Genomic DNA, 21,488 nt, shown 5'->3' with positions numbered 1-21,488 from the left:
CACAGCCCTTTCGGGCCACCCGTCATTTTAGGAGAGTCGTTGTCGTAATGCCATCGCGGCGAGTTCCGGTAGACTAGCTCGATGCGCCTCGCCCTTGCCGCTATGGCACTCGCCGCGACGGCGTCGCTCACGTACGCACAAGACCGCGATGAGGTCAGGTGGATCGCAGCGGGGAAGGCCGGATGGACCGCCGCCGTCGGTCGCGAGCTGCCCCCGAAGACCAGTCCTCTCCTGGCGCCGGTCAACTACGCGAAGGTGCCGGACGCGAAGATCCCGCTCGCGGCCGGCGGCGTCTTCGACGTCGCCTCGGCACGCGGCGGCGTCCTGATCATCGACTACTGGGCGTCGTGGTGCACGCCCTGCCTCCAGGAGCTGCCCCATCTCGAGAAGCTCTTCGAGTCGCGATCGGCCAAAGGGCTCACGGTGCTCGCGATCAACGTCGACGAGGACGCCGCGACGGCGCGCGCCTCGGCGAAGAAGATCGGCCTCACGATGACGATCGCGCTCAACGACAACGAGTTCTTCCGCAAGCTCAACGTCCAGCAGCTGAGCCTCCCCACGACCCTCGTCGTGGACCGGCAGGGCCGGATGCGAGGACGCTGGAACGGTTACCGCACCGGCGACGAGAACGACATCGCGGCGCTCGTCGACACGTTACTCGGCGCGGACGACAAGAACCCCGGACGGTCGATCGCGGACGTCGCCGCGGGCGCGGGGCGCCTGTCGCCGCTCTGGTCGCGTGACATCCGCGGAAGCGCCGACGGCGTGCTCGGGCTCGCGCCCGGCCTCGCCTCGGGCGCGCGCGCCGTTGCCTCGGGCGGAGGAACGCTCAGCTTCTACGCGGCCGACGGCACGGTGACCGGGACGCTGCCGGTACCGAGCTGGGCCGGGCGCCTCCTTGCGATCGATAAGGACACCCGCCTCGTCGCGGCGTTTCGGCCCGGAGGCCAGACGATCGGAACCTTGCAGCTTCCCGAGGGCACGGCGAAGGAGATCGCCGTCGATGCCCCGATCGTCAACGCGGCCGCCGCCGGCGCGCGGGTCGTCGTCGTGACGACCGCGGGAGCATCGATCGCCGACCCGGCGCAGGCCTCGTCGACGGCGGTGACGGGTTTCGAGAAGGCGCGCGACGTCGCTTCGAGCGAAGGCGCGGCGCTCGTCCTTCGCGCGGACGGATCGATCGCTTCGCTCGAACCTGCCGGCGCGTTCTCGGCAAAGGCGGACGAGGCGCCGCGCCTCGTCTTCGCGCACGCCGGCGGCGTCCTCGTCGGACCGCGTACCGCCGTCGCCGCGGCGGCCGGGAAATTCCTGCCGGGTGGCGGAGAGCAGATCGCGCTCGCCACGTACGCGGGACGGCTCGTCCTCCTCGACGCGAAGGACGGCAAGATCCTGTTCGACGCGGTCTGGCCCGACCTTCACGACCTCGCCTCGATCGATCTCGACGGCGACGGCAAGGACGAGCTGCTCGTCGCGTCCGGCCACTCGATCGCGGCGCTCGCCGGGCATTGAACGTCTCCGTCGAGGCCTGGGCGCGGCTCGAAGGGGAGATCGCGCGCTGCACCCGCTGCCCGCGACTGAGGGCGCACTGCGAGACGGTCGCGCAGGTCAAGCGCCGCGCGTTCCGCCACGAGACCTATTGGGCGAAGCCCGTTCCCGGCTTCGGCGACCGCCGGGCGAAGATCCTCCTCGTCGGGCTCGCCCCCGCGGCGCACGGCGCGAACCGCACGGGGCGGATGTTCACCGGCGACGACTCGGGGAACTGGCTCTACGCCGCTCTGCACCGGGCGGGGCTCGCGAACCGGCCGGGCTCGGAGAGCCGGGGGGACGGCCTCGCGCTTCGCTCCGCGTTCATCACCGCCTCTGCGCGGTGCGCCCCTCCCGACAACAAGCCGACGCCGGAGGAGCTCGCACGCTGTGCGCCGTTCCTCGATCGGGAGATCGAGCTGTTGCCCGGGATCGCCGTCGTCGTCGCGCTCGGCAAGATTGCCTGGGACACCGTCCTGCGGCGTGCGGTGCGCGCAGGCGAGCTGCCACGGCCCCGCCCCGTGTTCGGACACGGCGCCGTCGCCTCGATCCGCCTGACCGCCGGCGGGCCGGAGATCGCGCTCGTCGGGTCGTACCACCCGAGCCGGCAGAACACGAACACCGGGAAGCTGACTCGAGCGATGCTCGACGACGTCCTGAAACGGGCGGTCGCCCTCAGCCGGCGAGGCCCATCGCGGCCATCACCGCGTCGCGGTCGGTGAGGTCGGCAAAGAGCGCGTGAGGCTCGGCCGCTTCGAGGACCGCGCGCGGGATCCAGCCGGATTCGACCGCGATCGCCCGGAAGCCGTTGGTGCGGGCGCACGCCACGTCGAGCTCGGTGTCGCCGACGACGACGACGTCGCCCGCGGGAAAGCGGAACCCGGCGACGCGGGAGAGCCTCTCGTGCGCGATCCTCGCGATCTCGCCGCGATCGGGATGGTCCGACGAGAACCCGCCGCCCTGGAAGTAGCGGTTGAGGTCGAACGCCGAGAGCTTCGCCCGTGCGCCGGCCTCGATGTTCCCGGTGACGAGGCCGAGGACGACGTCCCCGCGCGCCGCGAGTCCGTCGAGAAGACTGCGGACGCCCGGGAGGACGCGCCGCGCGGTGTCGGGCCGGGCGAGCTCGGACAGGAGCGCCTCGAGGTAGGCCGCCTGAAGGTCAGCGTAACGCTCCGCGACGAGCGCCGGCGGCAGGCCCGCTTCGCGCGCGATGTCGGCGATGATCGTCGGGTCGGACTTGCCGCCGAAGCGAACGCGTTCGGCGGCCTCGTCCACCCCGTCGAGACCGAAGACGGCGCGGAACGACGCGGTCAGCCCGCGCCGGCCGGCGCCCGCGGTATCGATGAGCGTGCCGTCGATGTCAAACAGCACGAGCCGCTTCGCCGTCATTCGTCCCCGTACTTCGCGTAGTAGGCGACGATGTGCTCCCAGGCCTCCTTCGCCGTCTCCGCGAAGCGGAAGAGGAGAACGTCCTCGGGTGCGATGAGCCCTTCGTCGACGAGGAGGTCGAAGTCGATCGCCTTCTCCCAGAACGAGCGCCCGACGAGGATCACCGGCAGGTGCGCGACCTTCCCCGTCTGCACGAGCGTGAGCGCTTCGAACAGCTCGTCCATCGTGCCGAAGCCGCCGGGGAAGGCGACGAGCGCCTTCGCCCGCAGCATGAAGTGCATCTTCCGCATCGCGAAATAGTGGAAGTTGAACGAGAGGCCGCGCGTGATGTAGGGGTTGGGAGACTGCTCGTGCGGCAGCTCGATGTTGAGCCCCACGGATTTCGCGCCGGCATCGCGGGCACCGCGGTTCGTGGCCTCCATGACGCCGGGCCCGCCTCCGGTCATGACGACGTGGTCGCTCTCCGTCGAGACGATCTTGCCGAATTCCCGCGCGGTCTCGTAGTACTTCGAGCTGAGGACGAGGCGCTCGGCGATGCGCACGAGCCTCTCGGAAGCCGGATCGCCGGGCCGGCGGTCACGGAGGCGCTTCGTCTCGTCGAGGCGCGCGGCCGCGAGCGCCGGCTCGATGATGCGCGCGCTCCCGAAGACCACGATCGTGGAACGGATTCCCGCTGAGCGCAGGAACAGCTCCGGCTTCAAGTGCTCGAGCATGAGCCGCGTCGGTCGCAGCTCGTCCCGCCTCAGGAATTCGAGGTCCTCGAAGGCGGGGACCATCGCTTCGTCGTGGTCGTGGGGTTTCATGACGCCATTCTCCCGAAGGCGAGCGCGGTGAGGACGACCCCGAGGTAGAGCATGCTCACGAGCCCGTTCGCGTTCAGAAAGGCGACGCCGACTTTCGAGAGATCGTCCGCGCGCACGAGCCGGTGCTCCCAGAGGAGCACCGCCGCGATGAGCGCGATCCCCGCCCAGTAGACCGGGTGGAGGTGCGCCGCGGCGCCGACGGCCGCCATCGCCAGGAGCACCAGCAGGTGGAAGACGCGGGCGAGGACGAGGGCGGTGGCCGCGCCGAAGCGGGCGGGGATCGAGAAGAGCCCCGCGCTCCGGTCGAATGCTTCGTCCTGGCAGGCGTAGATCGTGTCGAACCCCGCCACCCAGAAGAAGACGGCGGCGGCGAGGCACCAGGGCACGAGGTCGAAGCGCCCCGCGACCGCCAGCCACCCGCCCATCGGCGCCATCGAGAGCGAGAGGCCCAGGACGAGATGGCTCGCCCAGGTGAAGCGCTTCGTGTACGAGTAGCCGAAGACGACGGCGAGCGCCACGGGCGACAGAAGGCCGCAGAGCCGGCCCAGCTGGAACGACGCCACGACGAACAGCGCGGCGAGCCCCAGCGTGAACGCGAGGACCGCCGGCCGCGAGAGCACGCCGGCCGGCAGCTCGCGCCCCGCCGTCCGCGGGTTCCGGGCATCGATTGCGTGATCGGCAAGCCGGTTCCATCCCATCGCGGCGTTGCGCGCCGCCACCATCGCGACGACGACCCACACGACCTGACGGAGCGAGATGCCATGACGGGCCGCGGCGAGCGCCGTTCCGGAGAGCGCGAAGGGCAGCGCGAAGACGCTGTGGGAGAACTTGACCATCCGCCCCCACGCGCCGATCGAGCGGAGGGCCGGGGCAGCGGCGGTCAACGGGCAACCGTCTCGAACGGCGCCCCGTCGAGTGCGAAGACCTGCTCGGAAGTCCAGGTGACCGCCTCGAGCGGGTCGTCGTTCGGGTCCGGGAGGCCGACGACCGCGAGCGCCGCCGATTTTCCCGGCTCGATCGTCCCCAGGTCCTTCGCGAGCCCGAGGGCCCGCGCTCCGTTCAGGGTCGCGATGCGAAGGGCGGCCGCCGGCGCGAGGCCGGGGTGCTCCTGCCTCAGGACCGCGACCTCGTTGAACACGTCGACGTCGGGGGACGAGGCGAGCGAGTCGGTGCCCAGCGCGACCGGGATCCCCGACGCGAGAAGCTTCGGAATGGGGGCTTTGCCGACACCGAGCCTCTGATTGCTCCGCGGGCAGGTGACGACCGTCACCCCGCGCGCCTGGAGGCGGGTGAGATCGTGATGGTCGAGGTGGACGCAGTGGACGGCGAGCGTGCGCGGCGAGAGGACTCCGAGGCGGTCGAGGTACTCGACCGGCGTGAGCCCCGGCGCCTTCCACGCGTCGTCCCAGGCGCCGCGGCGGATGAGGAGGTCGCGGAACGGCCCGGTCCCGTCGCGCAGGAGCTGCGACTCCTCGATGCTTTCGGCGACGTGGATCGAAAGCGCCTCGCCCGCCGCGGCGGCCCGGCCGCCCAGAGCCTTCAGGAGCGGCGCCGACGTCGTCTGGGCGGCGTGCGGCGTCAGGATCGCCGAAATGCGCCCCTTCGCCGCCTTCATCTCGGGCGTCGCGTCGATCGCCTCGAGGCGGCCGGCCGCCGCGTCGAGGATCGACTCGGCGTCGCCGGACTTGAAGCCGAAGATCTCGAGGAAAACCGTTCCCGCGAGGCGTGAGCTCGCGAGGAGCGGCGCCGCCCAGCTCTGGTTCGCGACGTCGCCGATTGCGACGGTTCCGCGCGCCAGCATCGACTCGATCGCGCTCGAGGCGGCGGCGCGGGCCGTCGCTTCCTCGATCGATCCGCGGCGCGCGATGAGGTCCTCGAGCCAGGTCATGTACGAGCCGCCGGCCGGAGGCTCGCCGTTCATCCACGACAGCTCGATGTGGGTATGGGCGTTGACGAGGCCGGGTATCAGGACCGCGTCACCGAGATCGCGGACTTCGGCATCGGCATGAGCTTTGAGAAGATCGCGCCGCCGCCCGACGGCGACGATCCTTCCTTCGTGCGCCACCACGGCACCGCTTTGAATCGGAGGCGACGACACGGGAAGCAGATGCTTCGCGGCATAGAGAATCATTCGTAGAACGAGTATACGCGCCGGGCCCGGCCCAAACCCGCATGCTAAACTCGCCGGCGCGTGTCCTTTGAGGAGTTTGACGCGTGCGGCTCGTTCAAATCGGCACCCCGACGTTCGATCCGAAAGTCGGCCCTCCCTGTCACGATTGCACCGCCCGCTGCTGCAAGTACTTCGCCCTCGAGATCGACGCGCCGGTCACGCCGGAGGACCACGATTTCATCCGCTGGTACCTCATGCACGAGCACGTCGTCGTCTGGATGATGGACAAGGCGTGGTATCTCGAGGTCCGGACGCGCTGCCAGAACCTCCAGGCGGACAACAGCTGCGGCATCTACCACACCCGCCCGCAGATCTGCCGCGACTACGGCTGGCCCGACAAGGACAAGCCGGACGAGCCGCCCTGCGACTACTTCTCCGACGAGGGCGGGTACGACCTCTTCTTCGATACCCAGGAGAAATTCGTCGCCTGGTCGAAGGTCGAGCTCGCGAAGCGAGAGGCACGGCTGGCCAAGAGGCGTAAGGCGGCCAAGTCGGCCGCGCGGCGGCAGGCGGCGAGGTGAGCGCGATGGGCAGATGGGGAATGATGGCGGTCTTCGCGGCGGCCCTCTTCGGCACGGCCCGCGCGGACACGGCGTTCGACGTCTACAAGCAGCTCGGCATCAAGCCGAAGGACGTCATGAACAGCTCGGTGACGACCGCCAAGGTCCTCCCCGGCGACGCCAAGCAGATCGTCGCCGTCGTGACCTATCTCACCGGGAAGAAGGACGAGAACGACGCGCTCGACGTCATCCTCGCCGTCTACCGGCAGGACGGGAAGGACCTCGTCCCGCTCTACACGCGCGATGCGGCGAAGGAGAACGGAGGCTTCGTCGGCCGCGGCGAGGTGGCGCTGCTCGACCTCGACGGCGACGGCGTCAACGAGATCGGCCTCTACTACGACAACCTCAAGAACACGCTGATCCAGGAGCGCCGCCTCGAGGTCATCCTCTACGACGACACCGGCTTCCGCGTCGGCTGGACCGGCGCCGTCAACTACGACGCGACCAAGGCCGCCCGCGACGTCCCCCAAGACCGCCGCGATCGCTACATGCGCAAGCTCGACTTCGCGAACACGCGCCGCACGAAGGGGGTCACCCTCTTCATGACGAAGACGATGATCTCGGTCGCCGGCGAGCGCCTCCCGCAGCCGCGCGACATCCAGGAGACGTTTCCGCTGAAGGCGGGAAGTCAGTAAGACGTCGGCAGTCGACGGTCGGTAGTTACTTTCGCTTCGCAGCAGCCGCATCCAGCAGGCTCTGCACACCTTCCAGATCGAGATCGTCGAGGCGCTTGAACCGGAACCCCGCGGTGCCGACCTCGACGTTACCGAGGGTTTTCTTCCGCGCCTTCACGAGCGCCGGATCGGCGACCAGCAGCTCCATCGCATTGGGGTGCGAAGCCATCGCGAAGAGCGGCCCACCGAGGTGCCAGCTCGGCGTGCCGTATTGCATCGTCCCCTTCGCCTTAGGCGCGGCGTGCTCGATCATCTCGCGGAGCTTCGAGAGGGCGTCCCGGCGATCGTTGGGCAAGGCGTCGAGCCAGGCGGTCACCGTGCCGGCGTTGACTTTCATGGCCCGATGATATCATATTGGTCTTGTTGATATCGGAGTGCATCATGGTCCGAACCGTCATCTCGCTCGAGCAGAAAGACAAGCGCTGGCTGGACAAGACCGCGGCATCCGAAGGGGTGCCGATGACGGAGCTCATTCGGAGGGCGGTCCGTTTGCTCCGCGATCAGACCCGACGGGAGCGCCCGCAGCTCGACGACCTCCTCGATGCGACGTCCGGCAGCTGGAAGCTGGTCGACGGTCTCTCGTACCAGAGGAAGATGCGCCGTGAGTGGTGAAGGCGTCCTCCTCGACTCCGTGATCGTCATCGATCATCTGAACGGGGTCGACGAAGCGACCGCGTTCATGCGACGGACGGGAAACCGGGCGCACATCTCGGCGATCACTCGTGCCGAGGTCCTCGCCGGCGCGCCGGCATCGATGATCTCGCGGGTCCGGTCGCTTCTTGACGCCATCCCGCTGGTCGCGATCGATGCGCCGGTCGCCGATCTCGCGGCCGAGCTGCGGCGCGCGCATCGATGGAGGCTGCCGGACGCTCTGCAGGCGGCCGCGGCTCTCCATCACGGGTTCTCTCTCGCCACCAGGAATACGAAGGATTTTCCGCCGCGCCGCCACGCCTTCGTGATCGTCCCGTACACACGCTGACCCGCCTGCTACTTTGTCCGCTTCATGATCGCTCTCACGAACGTCTGCAAGCAGTACGGCCGTCGCATCCTCCTCGTCGACGCCTCGTTCCAGCTCAACCCGGGGGAGAAGGTCGGCCTCGTGGGGCCCAACGGGGCGGGGAAGACGACCGTCTTCCGGATGATCGCCGGCGAGGAAGAGCCGGACGCCGGCGAAGTCTCGCTCCCCAAGCGCGTCACGGTCGGCTACTTCCGGCAAGACGTCGAAGCGATGGGCGGCCGCACCGTTCTGGACGAGGCGATCGCGGGGAGCGGACGGCTCGGCGATCTCCATCACGAGCTCTCGGATCTCGAGCACGCGATGGGTGACCCGTCGCGTGCGGACGAGATGGACGCGATCCTTGCCCGGTTCGGCGAGGTCCAGCACGAGTACCAGGAGCGCGGAGGATACGAGCTGGAAGCGCGGGCGCGCGCGGTCCTCCACGGCCTCGGCTTCGACGATCGCGCGATCGACGGCGACGTGGCGGCGATGTCGGGCGGATGGAAGATGCGTGTCGCGATGGCGAAGGTTCTCTTGGGTGACTTCGACGTCCTGCTCATGGACGAGCCGACGAACCACCTCGACATCGAGTCGATCCTCTGGCTCGAGTCGTTCCTCGCGACGACGCGCGCCGCCGTGCTCATGACCTGCCACGACCGCGACTTCATGAACCGCGTCGTCGACCGGATCGTCGACATCGACGGCGGCGAGCTCGTCGCCTACGCGGGCGACTACGACTTCTACGCGCGGGAGCGCGCGCTCCGCGCCACGCAGCAGGAGGCCGCTTACGAGCGCCAGCAGGCGATGCTCGCCAAGGAGCAACGGTTCATCGAGCGCTTCGCCGCGCACGCCGCCAAGGCGGCCCAGGTCCAGAGCCGCGTCAAGAAGCTCGAGAAGATCGAGACGCTCGAGCCGCCGCGGCGGAGGAAGGCGGTCTCCTTCGACTTCCGCACGCCGCCGCGCTCGGGCGACGACGTCGCGCTGCTCGCGGGCGTCGTGAAGCGGTACGGCGACAAGTCGATCTACGACGGGCTCGACCTCACGATCCGGCGCGGAGAGCGCTGGTGCGTCATGGGGCGTAACGGCGCGGGGAAGACGACCCTCCTCAAGATGGTCGCCGGTGCGCTCACGCCCGACGCGGGCTCGGTACGGCTCGGCGCGTCGCTCAACATGGGCTACTTCGCCCAGCAGTCGCTCGATCTCCTCGATCCGGCGCTCACGCTCTTCGAGCAGATGCAGAAGGATTTTCCGCTCGAGGGGCAGGGGACGCTCCGGGCGCTCCTCGGCGCCTTCCAGTTCTCGGGGGACGACGTCGACAAGCCGGTGCGCGCGCTGTCCGGCGGCGAGAAGTCGCGACTCGTCATCGCGCGGATGCTCTTGAACCCGCCGAACTTCCTCGTGCTCGACGAGCCCACGAACCACCTCGACCTCGAGACGAAGGAGATGCTCGTGGCCGCCCTCGCGACGTTCGAGGGGACGATGCTGTTCGTCTCCCACGACCGCACGTTCCTGCGCGGACTCTCGAGCCGCGTGCTCGAGCTGCATCCGGACGACGGCGACCGGCGGCCGATGACCTACCTCGGCGGTTACGCCGAGTACGTGGCATCCACCGGGCACGAAGCTCCCGGCGTGCACGCTTAGAGGATCAGTACGTCGGCCAGGTCCCGGGCGTGGCCAGCTCGATCGAGTGGCCCTCGGGGTCGCGGAAGTAGATGCTCCGGCCGCCTCGCTCCCAGTTCACGCGGCCGTCGGTGGCGATGCCGGCGGACTCGAGGCGCCGCTCCCAGCTCTCCATCTCGGAGGCACCGACCGCGAAGGCGACGTGGGCCGGCCCCGCGGCGTCGTGCGGTGGGATGATCCCGCCCGGGAACGGCATCGGCGCCAGCGATCCGCCCCGCCTGAAGAGGAGCAGGACGGTGCCATGCCCCGCATCGAGCGCGGTGAGGCGCGTGTCCGCGAAGAGAGGCATGAGCCCGAGCACGTCGCAGTAGAAGCGCGTCGTCTTTTCGAGATCGTCGCAGTAGAGCGCGGTCTCGAGCACGTGCTTGACCGCGGGCCTCTCCTCGGCGACGGTGCCGCGCGAGCGGGCGGCCGAGAGCGGCGTCCGCATCATGTACCAGTTGGGGACACCGAGAACCGCCTCCTCACCCTGCACGGTGAAGCCGAGGCGCTCGTAGAGTCTCACGTTCGCTTCCTTGTCGGTCTCGAGGTAGGCGGTGGCACGCCTCTCGTCCATCCGCCGAGCGAACGCCTCGAGGAGCGCGCTCCCGATCCCCTGGCCCTGCGCCGTACGGTCGACCGCGATGGGGCCGAGGTGCCAATGGGGATCCGTGGGATCGTGCTTCGACCACGCTCCGGTCCACTCGAGCACGCGGTGGAGCGTCGTGCGCCCCTCACGCGCGATCAGCCCGGGCGCCAAGCGCATTTTCTCCGCCACCGACGGTTGGCAACGCCCGGGTCGCGCCATGGCGCAGACGCCCACGAGCGCATCGCCGCGGTAGCCGCCGAGAACGATCCCCTTGCGCGCGATCCCGCGGAGCACGGGGAGGAAGAAGCGCGTCAGCGACTCCTCGCGCCGTGCGGGATCCTCTCCGAACACGCGGACGTGGAGCGGGTTGTCGCGCATGCCGCGGCCGAGGACCGCCGCCGCGGACGAAAGCTCGGCCGCCGCCAGCTCGTGGATCTCGAGTTGAGGCACGAAGTCCAAAGATAGTCCCCGCCGGGCGACGGGGCGAGCTCAGCGCGCGAAGACCGTTTTCGCGGCGGCGACGAGCGCATCGATCCCCGTCGTGACGGCCGGCTTGGCATCCGGCGCGAACAGGGACGAGTGGATGCTCGGGACCACCGTGCCCTCGGATTTCGATTTGGCGAGGACATCCGGTGCCGTGGCGCCGAGCTGCATCGTCACGGACGGGACTCCGGCGCGCGCGTACTCGCAGAAGTCCTCGCCCGCCATCACGCGGATCTGCTCGACGACCCGCGCGTCGCCGAGCGCCTTCTTGAGCGAGCTCTCGATGCGCGCGGCGAGGGCCGGATCGTTGATCGTGACTTCGGCGACGCCCGCCGTCGAGATCGAGGGGGCCTCCGGCGCGTTCGCGGCTTCGGCTTCGGCCTTCGCGATCCTGCGGATCCCCGCGAGCAGGCTCGCCCGGACCTCGTCGCTGTACGCGCGCACGGTGAGCAGCAGCTCCGCGGTGTCGGGGATGATGTTCGGGCGGGTGCCCGCACGGAACGCGCCGACGGTGACGACGGCGGGGTCGAACGGGTTGGTCTCGCGCGAGACGAGGGTCTGGAACGCGAGCACCATGCGCGAGCCGATCACGATCGGATCGACCGTGACCTGCGGCTTCCCGCCGTGGCCACCGCGCCCGTGGACGACGATGTCGACCGAGTCCGCGCTCGCGAACACGGGGCCCGGCCTGATCCCGATCGTGCCCGCGGCGAGCATTTCCGAATCGTGGACCGCGAGCGCGGCGTCCGGCTTGGGGAAGCGCGTGAAGAGGCCGTCCGCGAGCATGTCGTGCGCCCCGGTTCCGATCTCTTCCGCGGGCTGGCCGACCATGACGAGCGTGCCGTGCCACGACGCGCGATCGCCGGCGAGGACGGTCGCCGCCCCGAGCCATGCCGTCATGTGGACGTCGTGCCCGCACGCGTGCATGACGCTCACCGTGTCGCCGGCCGTGTTCTTCGCTCTGACCTTGCTCGCATAGGGGAGCCCGGTCTTCTCCTCGACGGGGAGGGCGTCCATCTCGGTGCGGAGCATCACCGTCGGCCCGGCTCCGTTCTTCAGGACGCCGACGACTCCGGTCTTCGCCACGCCGCTCGTGACGTCGAAGCCGAGCGCCTTCAGCTTGCCGGCGAGCTTCTCCGCCGTTTCGATCTCCTGACCGGAGAGCTCGGGGTGAGCGTGGAGGTCGGTGTAGACCGGCTCGAGCTGGGGCCAGAGATCCGCCGCGAATGCCGGTAGGCTCGCGACGAGCGCGGCGGCGAGCGCGACGCTCGATCTCACCTTGCTCTCGGCCCCGAGTGGCGCGTCGCCAGGTCGTGAAGCAGCCCATCGTTCAAGCTGTAGATGAGGCCGTAGATCGTGACCTTCTGCCCGCGCGCCCAGACGTCGCGCATCACGGTCGTCTGCGCGACGTTGTGCACCTGCTCGATGACGTTCAGCTCGCAGAGCTTGTCGTGGCGCGCCCCCTCGCCGTCGAGGACCTTGAGGGCGGAAGCGTGCTTGTCCCGCACGTCCTGGACGTGGCGGATCCAGTTGTCGGCGAGGCCGACCGCCGTGTCGCGCAGCGCCGCGAGCACGCCGCCGCAGCCGTAGTGGCCGCAGACGATGACGTGCTTCACGTGGAGCACGTCGAGCGCGTACTGGAGGACCGAGAGGCAGTTCAGGTCGGTGTGGACGACGACGTTGGCGATGTTGCGATGGACGAACATCTCACCGGGAGCGAGCCCGACGATCTCGTTGGCGGGAACCCGGCTGTCCGCGCAACCGATCCAGAGGTGCTCCGGCGCTTGCTGCTGCGCGAGCGACCGGAAGAAGTTCGGATCCTTCTTCGTGATCCCGTGCGCCCACGCCCGGTTGTTCTCGAACAGCTTCTCGAGGTCGCTCATCCGCCGGAGAATACGGGGACGGCTACCGAATTACCAGAGGTTCAGGGTTCAGCGTTCAGGCTGGAACGCTTCCGAACTACTCGTACCGCAGCGCCTCGATCGGATCGAGCGACGACGCCTTCCACGCCGGGAAGAACCCGAACAAGACGCCGATGGCTGCCGAGATGCCGAACGCGAGCAGGATCCACGTCGGATCGACGATGACGACCCAGCCGAGAAACGTCGCGACGCCGCGTGACGCGCCCATCCCGAGCGCGATCCCGAGGCCACCCCCGAGGACCGAGAGAGTCACGGCTTCGAGGAGGAACTGGAGGAGGACGTGGCGCGACTTGGCGCCGATCGCCATGCGGATCCCGATCTCGCGCGTCCTCTCGGTCACCGAGACGAGCATGATGTTCATGATGCCGATGCCCCCGACGATCAGCGACACGACCGCGACGATGATCAGGAGCATGGACAGCGTCTTCGTCGTCTGACCGGCGGCGGCGGCGATTTCCTCCTGGGACCGCATCGTGAAGTCGTCGTCCTGGCCGGCCGTCAAGCGGTGGCGCTGGCGGAGGAGCGCCCGGATCTCGCTCATGGCGTTCTGGATCGCATCGGGCGAGACGGCGGAGACCTGCACGACGTTGAGGCGCGAGTTGCCCGACAGGCGCTTCATCACCGTCGTGTACGGAATGACGATCTGGTCGTCCTGGTCGTTCCCCATCGTGCTGCCGCCCTTCTTCTCGAGGACGCCGACGACCTTGAACGGGACGTTCTTCACGCGGACCACCGCGCCGATGGGATCGGAATCGGGAAAGAGGTTGTCCTTGACGGTGTTGCCGAGGACCGCGACCTTCGCCGAGGCCTTGACCTCGGCGTCGGTGAAGAAGGTGCCGTTCTTGACGTTCCACGACCTGATGAACGGCCAGTCGACGTCGGCGCCGAAGATCTCGGTCGACCAGTTGTTCTCACCCGCGACGACCGTTCCCGCGGATCGCGCACCGGCCGAGACGTAGGCAACCGAGGGACATTCGGTCTTCAGCGCGTTGGCATCGTCCTCGGTGAGCGACGACTGGGCCGAGAAGATGCGCGCGCCGCCGGAGGTGACCGCACCCGGGAAGATCATGATGTAGTTCGCGCCGAGCGAGTTGATGTTCGACTGGATCGACACCGAGGCGCCGTTCCCGATCCCGTTGACGGCGATGACGCAGCCGACGCCGAACACGAGGCCGAGCATCGTCAGGAACGACCGCATCTTGTTGCGCGCGATCGAGCGCAGGCCGACCTTCACGATGTTCACGGTCCGGAGCACGACGCTTCTCATGCCGTCCCCGCTTTCCTTTGAGTGATCGTTTCGTCCGAGACGATCTTCCCGTCCTTGAGCATGATCACGCGCTTCGCGTGCTGCGCGATGTCCGGCTCGTGCGTGATCAGCAGGACGGTCTCCCCCTGGTCGTTGAGCCGCTGGAAGATCGCCATGATCTCTTCGGAGGTTTTCGAATCGAGGTTCCCGGTCGGCTCGTCCGCGAGGATGATCGGCGGGTCGGTGACGAGCGCCCGCGCGATCGCGACCCGCTGCTGCTGGCCGCCGGAGAGCTGCGAGGGGGTCGAGCGCTCGCGCCCCGCGAGGCCCACGCGCTTCAAGGCCTCCCGCGCGCGCGCCACGCGGTCCCCCGAGCCCACGCCGTTGTCCGAGTAGAGGAGGGGCAGCTCGGTGTTCTCGATCGCGGTCGTGCGCGGCAGCAGGTTGAAGCTCTGGAACACGAACCCGATCTTCGCGTTCCGGATCTCGGCGCGGGCGTTCCCGTCGAGGCGCGAGACGTCGACCTTGTCGAGGACGTAGGTGCCGGAGGTCGGCCGGTCGAGGCAACCGAGGAGGTTCATGAGGGTCGACTTGCCCGAGCCCGACGGCCCCATGATCGCGACGAACTCACCTTCCGCGATCGAGAGCGAGACGCCGTCCAGAGCCCGGATCTCGACCTCGCCGAGCGAGTAGATCTTGACGAGGTCGCGGATCTCGATCAAGGACGACGGCCCCCGCCGCCACCGCCGGGCCTGGGCCCGCCGCCCATGCCCATCGGCGAGGCGCCTTGCTGATCCGCCTTGGCGGTCATGAAGCCGATCGCGATCTTGTCGCCCGCTTTGAGCTCGCCGTCGGTGACGGCCGTGAATCGCCCGTCGGAGATCCCGGTCTTGACCTCCACCGGCTTCAGCTTGTTGTCCGCGAGCACGACGTAGACCGTCTGCTGGTGCTTCGGCGGGCGTGGTCCTCCGCCGAGCGCCTGGCCGGCGCGCGCGGCGCCTCGTGGCGGGTTGCCTTCAACCGCCGCCTTGGTCGCGGTCTCGCCGCCGCCCGCGCGTCCGACCTCGATCGGCTTGAAGCGGAGCGCCGCGTTCGGAATCCGGAGCACGTCCGCGACGCGCGCGACCTCGATGGTCACGTCGGCGGTCATGTTCGGCTTCAGGCGGCCGTCGGGGTTCGGAACGTCGATGATGACCGGGTAGGTGATGACGTTCTGATTCACGGTCGCGTTCAGACGGATCTGCGAGATCTTGCCGGTGAACGGCTCTTCCGGATACGCGTCCACCGTGAAACGCGAGGTCTGTCCGTTCGTGACGCGGCTGATGTCCGACTGGTCGACGTCGGCCTTCACCTGCATCTTCGTGAGGTCCTCGGCGATCGTGAACAGCGTGGGCGCCTGGAACGACGCCGCGACCGTCTGCCCGATGTCGTACTGCCGAGCGACGACGACGCCGTCGATCGGCGAGAAGATCTTCGCGTAACCGAGGTTCGTCTCCGCCTGCTTGAGCGCCGCCTCCGACTGGTCGACCTGGGCCTTCATGCCGTCGTAGGTCGCCTTCGCCGTGTCGTAATCGGCCTGGGCGACGAGCTGCTGCGCGAGCAGGCGCGCGTTGCGGTCGAGCTGGATCTTCGCGTTGCTCATCTGAACCGTCGTCTGCTGGAGGTCGGCCTGACGCTGCTGAACCTGGAGCACGAACGGCGTCGGGTCGAGCTCGGCGAGGAGCTGGCCCTTCTTCACCGGCGAATTGAAGTCGACGTAGAGCTTCGAGACGATCCCCGACACCTGCGAGCCGACCTGGACGGTGTTGACCGGCGCGATCGTGCCGGTCGCCGTCACCGTCTCCATGACCGTGCCCGTGTCGACGACCTGCGTCGTGTACTTCGCCTCGGGCGCTTTGGAGGACCGCTTCTGGTAGATCCCGTACGCGCCCACGGCGGCGGCGAGGACGACGGCGGTGACGATGAGCCCACGCATCTTCATGATCCCGCTATGGTTTCAGAACGGCGACAAGAACGCAAAGCACACACTTCCTTTCCCCAGGACGGCGCTATCCTTACCCTCATGGACTCCGCGAGCCTGCTCCTGGGTTTAGTCATCGGCGGGCTCATCGGGGGGCTCGCCGTCGCGGTCGCAGCAGGGCGTTCGGGCGGCCGGCTCCGCGAGGAGCTGGCGCGGGCCCGGGCCGAGCTCGCCGCCCAGGCCGACGTCGCCAGACTCCAGCGGGAGTCGTTCGTCGCGCTGTCGAGCGATGTCCTCCAGTCGACGCAACGGTCGTTCCTCGACCTCGTGCGACCGGTCGAGCAATCGCTCCAGCAGGTCGACGAGAAGCTCCGGCTCCTGGAGCGCGAGCGCGAGGGCGCCTACCGCGAGCTGAAGACGCAGGTCGCCGACATGGGCCGCGCGAACGACCGCTTGCGTACGGAGACGGCCACGCTCGCCCAGGCGCTCCGCGCGCCGCACACGCGCGGACGCTGGGGCGAGATCCACCTGCGGCGGGTCGTCGAGCTGGCCGGCATGCAGCCCCACTGCGACTTCACCGAGCAGACGACGGTCAACGCCGAGGGGGGCGTCCTCAGGCCCGACATGATCGTCAGCCTCCCCGGCGGCCGCCGCCTCGTCGTCGACGCCAAGGTCCCGCTCACGTCCTATCTCGAGGCGCAGGAGACGACCGACGATACGCTCCGTGCCGCGAAGCTCGCCGACCACGCGCGCCAGGTCCGCGACCGCATCGCGCGCCTCTCACTCCGCAGCTACGCGGCCGAGCTCGAAGCGACGCCGGAGTTCGTCGTCCTCTTCATCCCCGGCGAGGCGTTCTTCGCCGCCGCGGTCGAGCGCGATCCCGAGCTCCTCGAGTTCGCCTTCTCGAAAGGCGTCGTGCTCGCGTCGCCGACGAACCTCGTCGCCCTCTTGAAGACGGTCCATTACGCCTGGCAGCAGGAGAAGGTCGCGGCCCATGCCGAGGAGATCCGCGAGCTCGGCGCGACGCTCCACGATCGCGTCGCCACGATGACCTCGCACTTCCGCGACCTCGGCGCGGGCCTGGATGGCGCCGTGAAGGCGTACAACCAGGCGATGGCGTCGCTCGCGAGCCGCGTGCTCGTCACGGCGCGCAAGATGCGCGAGATGGGCGCCGGATCCGGAAAAGAGATCGCCGACCCCGAGCCCCTCGAGCGGGAGGCGCGCCCCGTCGGGACGGAGTGACGTTCGCCGCGATCGCGGAGCGGGACTCGAATCGATCACGCGGGCGCTCTCTCCGTTGAAACCCCTAGGCGTGTTACGCGTCGGCGCCGGAGAAAGCTCCTGCGGTGGGAATGAAGCGATGAACGGACTGAGCAACCTCCCTATCAGGTCTCTCGCGCAGTACGATCTTCCGCAAGGAGAGCCTGGTCATGGAGCGATTGGCATCGTACGCCGGGGTCACGTTGGATCCTTTCACGACTCACGACCCGGGCCGCACGACGCGTCTGGAGGACGTCGCGCTCGAAGCGCCGGACACTCCCGAAGCTTGGCTTGTGCTCGCACGATGCCACGACGATCACGGCCGCACCGCGCAGGCGGTGCTCGCCTATGTGCGATACGCGATGATCGAGCAGGGGTCCGCGAGCGCGCGGGCGGTGGCGTCGCGCGTCTTCAAGCTGCTCGTGCCCGAGTTTCCGAGCGAGCCGCCGACGACGGCGATGCGCGTGCCTTCGGTGAGCGGCGATCCCTGGTGGCAGGCCGAGCTGATTCTGGCGACCATCCGGTCGACACGACATGCGGCCAAGACGCGGGGCGCTTCCGACGAGCGCTTCGTCGCCACCGCCCTCCAAGGTCTCGTCACCTTCGTCGTCGACCTCGCCGACGCGGCGCGCATGGGCGAGCTGTGGCGTACCGAGGTCGTGCCGTACTTCCGCGCAGCGCGCGCGAACTGTTTTCTCGAGAGCATGGCGTACGTCGTCACGGGGCCGCTCGAGAGGCCGGAGTCGACGCGCTGGCTCGCGCGCCACGCGGCGTCGGTGCGCAGCCTGAGAACCTGGACTCGGCGCTGGCCCTCGGCGCGATCCGATTTCCGGAGCGTTTCCGTGCGTCCGGGATCCTCTGAGTGGCCGGTAGGAAAACGACCTAGAACCCTCGGATTCTTCTGTCCGACCCGTTGACGCAGGCTCAGAATCGATTCTCATAGAGCACAGGTCGGTGTACGTCTACGGGTTCGGCCACCACAGCGCGGCGAAGGAGATCGACCATGACCGCACACAAGTTCCTCGTGGTCGACGACAATGTCGACTCCGCCGCGTCGCTCGCGATGTTGCTGTCGATCGAGGGCAACGAGACCCACACCGCCCATGACGGCCTCGAAGCTCTGGAGGCGGCGGAGAAGCACCGGCCGGAGATCGTCCTCATGGACATCGGCCTGCCGAAGATGAACGGCTTCGACACCGCGCAACGCATCCGCGAGCAGCCGTGGGGCAAGGACATGACGCTCGTCGCCCTCACCGGCTGGGGCCAGGAGGAAGACCGGCGGCGCTCGATGGATGCCGGGTTCGACGGCCACCTCGTGAAGCCGGTCGACTTCGACGACCTCATGACGCTCCTCGGATCGTTGGCCGGCGCGCGCTGACCGGGAAGCGATCCCTTTCTTTTCGCTGCCCGCCTCCTTCATCGGCTTAGACTTCCGCCATGGTCGATCTCACCTAGGAGCCGTCATGGCCGCTTACCTGATCGTCGACATCGAGATCACGGATTCCGAAGCATTCGCCGAGTATCGCCGCCTCGTTCCGGCGTTCATCGAGCGTCACGGCGGCCGCTACCTCGCGCGCGGCGGCGCCGTCTCAGTGCTCGAAGGGAGCTGGCAGCCGCGCCGCGCCGTCATCCTCGAGTTCCCGAACATGGCCGCCCTCAAGTCATTTCACGAGGACCCTGCTTATCAGCCCCTCCGCGAGCTGCGGGAGCGCTCGACGCGATCGAACCTCGTCGCGATCGAAGGGGTGTGAGCGGAACGTCTCCTTGCCGACGATCCCCACGCACGCCGCCGCAGCGGTCTCCATCGGCACTCTGTTCCCTCGACGTCTCGTTCCTCGGCGCTGGTGGATCGTCGGCGCTGCATGCGCGATCGTCCCCGACTTCGACGTCATCGGTTTTCGCTTCGGCGTGCACTACGAAGACATCCTCGGTCACCGCGGGTTCACGCACTCTCTCGTGTTCGCGGCGCTCCTGTCTCTCGTCGCGCTGCGCACGTCGATCGAAGGCGGACAGAGAGCGGCGATCTGGACCTATCTCTTCATCGCCATCGCATCTCACGGGATCCTCGATGCGTTGACGAACGGCGGCCTCGGCATCGCCCTGCTCGCACCCTTCGACGATCGCCGCATCTTCTTTCCCGTGAGACCGATCGAGGTCTCGCCGATCGGCCTCACGGGATTCTTCCGCGAGGGAGGCGCTGCGGTCTTGGCGAGCGAGCTGCTCTGGGTCTGGCTGCCCGCTGTCCTGATCGCGACGATCGGCGTATGCTTCGTGCAACGTCACAGGGGTCCTCGATGAGCTCGATTCCGATCGTCGGCATCTGTCTCCTGCTCATGGGCCAGGCGGGGGGGTCTTCCTATCGTTTCGAGGGCCGGCTCGTCGACCGTGGGGCGACGGTGATTCCCGATGCGATCCTCGTCGGCTGGGGCGAAGGCGGTTGCGGCCTCGAAGCTCAATCGCAGGAGCACATCGGTGTCTATCCCGATGGGACGATTCCTCTGACCGTCGGTGCACATTTCATTCACACCATCACGCTCGATGGCAAGGAGACGGGCGCTCCCGCGATCATCGAATGGCCCTGCTATCGATTCCAGGCGCGAGGGTGCAAGGACGCGGTCGTGAAGTTCGGTCCCGACGCGCCGAGCGGCACGATTGTGCTCCAGTGCCCCGGACGCGAGGCGCCACGGGGCGTCGACGGCTGAAAATTTCTTCCCGCTTTTGCTGGCGCGGTCTGATTCTGCGTTCCAAACTAGGACGGCTTCGTAAGACCAGATACGTATTCGGCTGAGGGGGGGCTTCATGCCGGAAGCGTCGGCGATCGAGATCCAGGACTCCACGCTCAAGTGGGTCATGTCGTTCGGTGACGGTGTCGCGATCTCCGTGACCGCGTACATCCACCATCCTTCGCATCCGTCGGCTCGAGGCGGCAGCTCGTTCTGGCTCGAAGATTTCTACTTCGAGTTCCGGAAGGGCCAGGTCCGCGGCGGCCCGCCGCGTGGCTCCCTGCGCATCGCGTCGGGGCAGCTCGAGGTGCGGGGCGAGCGGTACGCGAATCTCATTCCGTTGCCGTTCCGGAAGCGCGGCTACGCGCGCCTCGAGCTCCTCGGCTCGAACCGCAGGAAGATCGTCATCGAGGGGAAAGACGTCCTCATCATCCCCAAGAAAGACGTTCGCCTCGAAGAGTTCACCGGTGCCGTGGAGATGGTTCACTAGCCGTCAGAGTCTGCACCGGTCCCATCGCGATCTTGAATGCGAACGACGACGCGGGCGCGCGCCGGCCGTCACGGCGTGTGTCGGGTCGTGTAGGATCGGCGGACCCATGAGACACCACACGTTCGTTCCGATCGCCTTCGCCTTAACCCTTTCCCTCGTTCCGGCGCGCGCCGGCGATGCGGCGGCGGATCTCAACGCGGCGAGCGAGTCGCTCCACTGGACGGAAGCAGTGGATCCGGTGAAGATCGCCGGCCCGATCTACTTCGTCGGGACCGAAGGGCTCGGCGTCTGGCTGATCACGACGTCGAAGGGGCACATGCTCCTCAACACCGGGATGCCCGGCTCCGGACCGATGATCGAGTCATCGATCAGGAAGCTCGGATTCAAGACCGAGGACGTGAAGCTCCTCCTCGTCAGCCACGCCCACGTCGATCACGTCGGCGCGCTCGCCTACCTCAAGAAGGCGACCGGGGCCAAAGTGGTCGTCATGGACGTCGAAGCGAACCTGCTCCGCTCGGGAGGCATCACCGATTTCCAGTATGGAAAGGTCCGCGACTTCGCGTTCGACCGGGTGATTCCCGATCGCACCGTGCGCGACGGCGAGACGGTCGCGCTCGGGAAGGTGAAGCTCACCGCGCACCTCACCCCCGGACACACGCGAGGCGCAACGACGTGGACCACGACGATCCACGACGGCATGAAGAAGTACGAGGTCGTCTTCGCGGACGGCGCGGGCGTTCCCTCGAGCTATCGGCTGGGGAAGAACCCGTCGTACCCCGGCATCGCCGACGACTACAAGCGCACCTTCGACGTCCTCGGGTCGCTCAAGCCGGACATCTGGCTGACGTCGCACCTCGAGGTGCTCGACTTCGCCGCGAAACGGGAGCGCGCCGTGAAAGACGGTGCCAAGGCCTGGGTCGATCCCGACGGCTATGCCGCGTGGGTCGCGGCGGCGAAGGACAGGTTTGGCGCGGTGTTGCAAGCGGCGGAGTGAGGTCCGAGGGGACGGCTTCCAGAGCGCGCATCGCGGAGTCCCTGA

General features: G+C 68.3%; 26 protein-coding genes. 15 read left to right on the top strand and 11 right to left on the bottom strand.

The features are described 5' to 3' along the window. Positions 1–81: 81 nt before the first annotated feature. Complete coding sequence (locus VFV19_19815) at positions 82–1,509, top strand: TlpA disulfide reductase family protein (protein ID HEX4826553.1); 1,428 nt, start codon at positions 82–84, stop codon at positions 1,507–1,509. After that, on the top strand, positions 1,506–2,246 hold the full coding sequence (locus VFV19_19810) for a uracil-DNA glycosylase (protein HEX4826552.1): 741 nt from the start codon (positions 1,506–1,508) through the stop codon (positions 2,244–2,246). The genes VFV19_19815 and VFV19_19810 overlap by 4 nt, the downstream gene beginning before the upstream one ends. Here the strand turns inward: VFV19_19810 and VFV19_19805 are convergent. Genes VFV19_19805 through VFV19_19790 form a run of 4 tightly spaced genes read right to left on the bottom strand, consistent with a single transcriptional unit; the run spans position 2,200 to position 5,847 of the window. Then, a complete protein-coding gene (locus VFV19_19805) occupies positions 2,200–2,913 on the bottom strand; it encodes an HAD family hydrolase (protein ID HEX4826551.1) in 714 nt (237 codons plus the stop codon). The two genes, VFV19_19810 and VFV19_19805, sit on opposite strands and share 47 nt — an antisense overlap. Beyond that, a complete protein-coding gene (locus tag VFV19_19800) occupies positions 2,910–3,716 on the bottom strand; it encodes a TIGR00730 family Rossman fold protein (protein HEX4826550.1) in 807 nt (268 codons plus the stop codon). Before VFV19_19800 ends, VFV19_19805 begins: the two co-directional genes overlap by 4 nt. Beyond that, on the bottom strand, positions 3,713–4,600 hold the full coding sequence (locus VFV19_19795; GenBank protein HEX4826549.1) for a UbiA-like polyprenyltransferase: 888 nt from the start codon (positions 4,598–4,600) through the stop codon (positions 3,713–3,715). The genes VFV19_19800 and VFV19_19795 overlap by 4 nt, the downstream gene beginning before the upstream one ends. Then, on the bottom strand, positions 4,597–5,847 hold the full coding sequence (locus VFV19_19790) for an amidohydrolase family protein (protein HEX4826548.1): 1,251 nt from the start codon (positions 5,845–5,847) through the stop codon (positions 4,597–4,599). Before VFV19_19790 ends, VFV19_19795 begins: the two co-directional genes overlap by 4 nt. Positions 5,848–5,930: 83 nt before the next feature. Between VFV19_19790 and VFV19_19785 the strand changes: the two genes are divergently transcribed. Further along, positions 5,931–6,407 (top strand): YkgJ family cysteine cluster protein, encoded by a 477-nt coding sequence (locus tag VFV19_19785; GenBank protein HEX4826547.1) that lies wholly within the window; start codon positions 5,931–5,933, stop codon positions 6,405–6,407. A 5-nt stretch (positions 6,408–6,412) separates the two neighbouring features. Then, positions 6,413–7,081 carry a hypothetical protein gene (locus tag VFV19_19780; GenBank protein HEX4826546.1) on the top strand — a complete coding sequence of 223 codons (669 nt, stop codon included), beginning with the start codon at positions 6,413–6,415 and terminating at the stop codon, positions 7,079–7,081. Positions 7,082–7,106: 25 nt separating this feature from the next. On the opposite strand, the gene VFV19_19775 is transcribed toward VFV19_19780, so the two are convergent. Further along, a complete protein-coding gene (locus VFV19_19775; protein HEX4826545.1) occupies positions 7,107–7,457 on the bottom strand; it encodes a DUF1801 domain-containing protein in 351 nt (116 codons plus the stop codon). 44 nt (positions 7,458–7,501) lie between these two features. On the opposite strand from VFV19_19775, the gene VFV19_19770 reads away from it, so the two are divergent. Genes VFV19_19770 through VFV19_19760 form a run of 3 tightly spaced genes read left to right on the top strand, consistent with a single transcriptional unit; the run spans position 7,502 to position 9,758 of the window. Further along, the gene (locus tag VFV19_19770) at positions 7,502–7,732 is read left to right on the top strand and encodes a ribbon-helix-helix protein, CopG family (GenBank protein HEX4826544.1); all 231 of its coding nucleotides are present in this window, start codon (positions 7,502–7,504) and stop codon (positions 7,730–7,732) included. Then, the gene (locus VFV19_19765) at positions 7,722–8,099 is read left to right on the top strand and encodes a PIN domain-containing protein (protein ID HEX4826543.1); all 378 of its coding nucleotides are present in this window, start codon (positions 7,722–7,724) and stop codon (positions 8,097–8,099) included. The genes VFV19_19770 and VFV19_19765 overlap by 11 nt, the downstream gene beginning before the upstream one ends. 24 nt (positions 8,100–8,123) lie before the next feature. Further along, positions 8,124–9,758, top strand: coding sequence for an ABC-F family ATP-binding cassette domain-containing protein (locus VFV19_19760; GenBank protein HEX4826542.1), 1,635 nt, complete (start codon positions 8,124–8,126; stop codon positions 9,756–9,758). Positions 9,759–9,762: 4 nt separating this feature from the next. Here the strand turns inward: VFV19_19760 and VFV19_19755 are convergent, their stop codons facing one another. The 6 genes from VFV19_19755 to VFV19_19730 form a co-directional block, all read right to left on the bottom strand. Then, positions 9,763–10,815, bottom strand: coding sequence for a GNAT family N-acetyltransferase (locus tag VFV19_19755; protein HEX4826541.1), 1,053 nt, complete (start codon positions 10,813–10,815; stop codon positions 9,763–9,765). Positions 10,816–10,854: 39 nt separating this feature from the next. After that, positions 10,855–12,126: an amidohydrolase gene (locus VFV19_19750; GenBank protein ID HEX4826540.1), complete on the bottom strand. Its 1,272-nt coding sequence runs from the start codon at positions 12,124–12,126 to the stop codon at positions 10,855–10,857. Next, on the bottom strand, positions 12,123–12,731 hold the full coding sequence (can, locus tag VFV19_19745) for a carbonate dehydratase (GenBank protein ID HEX4826539.1): 609 nt from the start codon (positions 12,729–12,731) through the stop codon (positions 12,123–12,125). Before can ends, VFV19_19750 begins: the two co-directional genes overlap by 4 nt. 76 nt (positions 12,732–12,807) lie before the next feature. Beyond that, the gene (locus tag VFV19_19740; GenBank protein ID HEX4826538.1) at positions 12,808–14,037 is read right to left on the bottom strand and encodes an ABC transporter permease; all 1,230 of its coding nucleotides are present in this window, start codon (positions 14,035–14,037) and stop codon (positions 12,808–12,810) included. Beyond that, a complete protein-coding gene (locus VFV19_19735; protein HEX4826537.1) occupies positions 14,034–14,738 on the bottom strand; it encodes an ABC transporter ATP-binding protein in 705 nt (234 codons plus the stop codon). The genes VFV19_19740 and VFV19_19735 overlap by 4 nt, the downstream gene beginning before the upstream one ends. Further along, on the bottom strand, positions 14,735–15,997 hold the full coding sequence (locus tag VFV19_19730; GenBank protein HEX4826536.1) for an efflux RND transporter periplasmic adaptor subunit: 1,263 nt from the start codon (positions 15,995–15,997) through the stop codon (positions 14,735–14,737). Before VFV19_19730 ends, VFV19_19735 begins: the two co-directional genes overlap by 4 nt. An 81-nt stretch (positions 15,998–16,078) precedes the next feature. Between VFV19_19730 and VFV19_19725 the strand changes: the two genes are divergently transcribed. The 8 genes from VFV19_19725 to bla all read left to right on the top strand — a co-directional run bounded on the left by VFV19_19725 (position 16,079) and on the right by bla (position 21,443). Then, positions 16,079–17,218, top strand: coding sequence for a DNA recombination protein RmuC (locus tag VFV19_19725; GenBank protein ID HEX4826535.1), 1,140 nt, complete (start codon positions 16,079–16,081; stop codon positions 17,216–17,218). Positions 17,219–17,406: 188 nt separating this feature from the next. Continuing rightward, positions 17,407–18,153 carry a tetratricopeptide repeat protein gene (locus tag VFV19_19720; protein HEX4826534.1) on the top strand — a complete coding sequence of 249 codons (747 nt, stop codon included), beginning with the start codon at positions 17,407–17,409 and terminating at the stop codon, positions 18,151–18,153. 86 nt (positions 18,154–18,239) lie between these two features. Then, positions 18,240–18,614, top strand: coding sequence for a response regulator (locus VFV19_19715; GenBank protein HEX4826533.1), 375 nt, complete (start codon positions 18,240–18,242; stop codon positions 18,612–18,614). 85 nt (positions 18,615–18,699) lie between these two features. Further along, complete coding sequence (locus tag VFV19_19710; GenBank protein HEX4826532.1) at positions 18,700–18,987, top strand: DUF1330 domain-containing protein; 288 nt, start codon at positions 18,700–18,702, stop codon at positions 18,985–18,987. 13 nt (positions 18,988–19,000) lie between these two features. After that, positions 19,001–19,534: a metal-dependent hydrolase gene (locus VFV19_19705; GenBank protein HEX4826531.1), complete on the top strand. Its 534-nt coding sequence runs from the start codon at positions 19,001–19,003 to the stop codon at positions 19,532–19,534. Beyond that, entirely contained in the window at positions 19,531–19,938 is a 408-nt protein-coding gene (locus VFV19_19700; protein ID HEX4826530.1) for a hypothetical protein, read from the top strand. Before VFV19_19705 ends, VFV19_19700 begins: the two co-directional genes overlap by 4 nt. Before the next feature lie 97 nt (positions 19,939–20,035). Next, a complete protein-coding gene (locus tag VFV19_19695) occupies positions 20,036–20,449 on the top strand; it encodes a hypothetical protein (GenBank protein HEX4826529.1) in 414 nt (137 codons plus the stop codon). Between the two features lie 106 nt (positions 20,450–20,555). Beyond that, positions 20,556–21,443 carry a subclass B3 metallo-beta-lactamase gene (gene bla / locus VFV19_19690; GenBank protein HEX4826528.1) on the top strand — a complete coding sequence of 296 codons (888 nt, stop codon included), beginning with the start codon at positions 20,556–20,558 and terminating at the stop codon, positions 21,441–21,443. Positions 21,444–21,488 lie beyond the last annotated feature (45 nt).

This window comes from Candidatus Polarisedimenticolaceae bacterium, assembly GCA_036275915.1.
Lineage (GTDB): Bacteria > Acidobacteriota > Polarisedimenticolia > Polarisedimenticolales > DASRJG01 > DASRJG01.
Note: the sequence above shows the minus strand (reverse complement) of the source record. Positions and strands in the feature narration are given on the sequence as shown.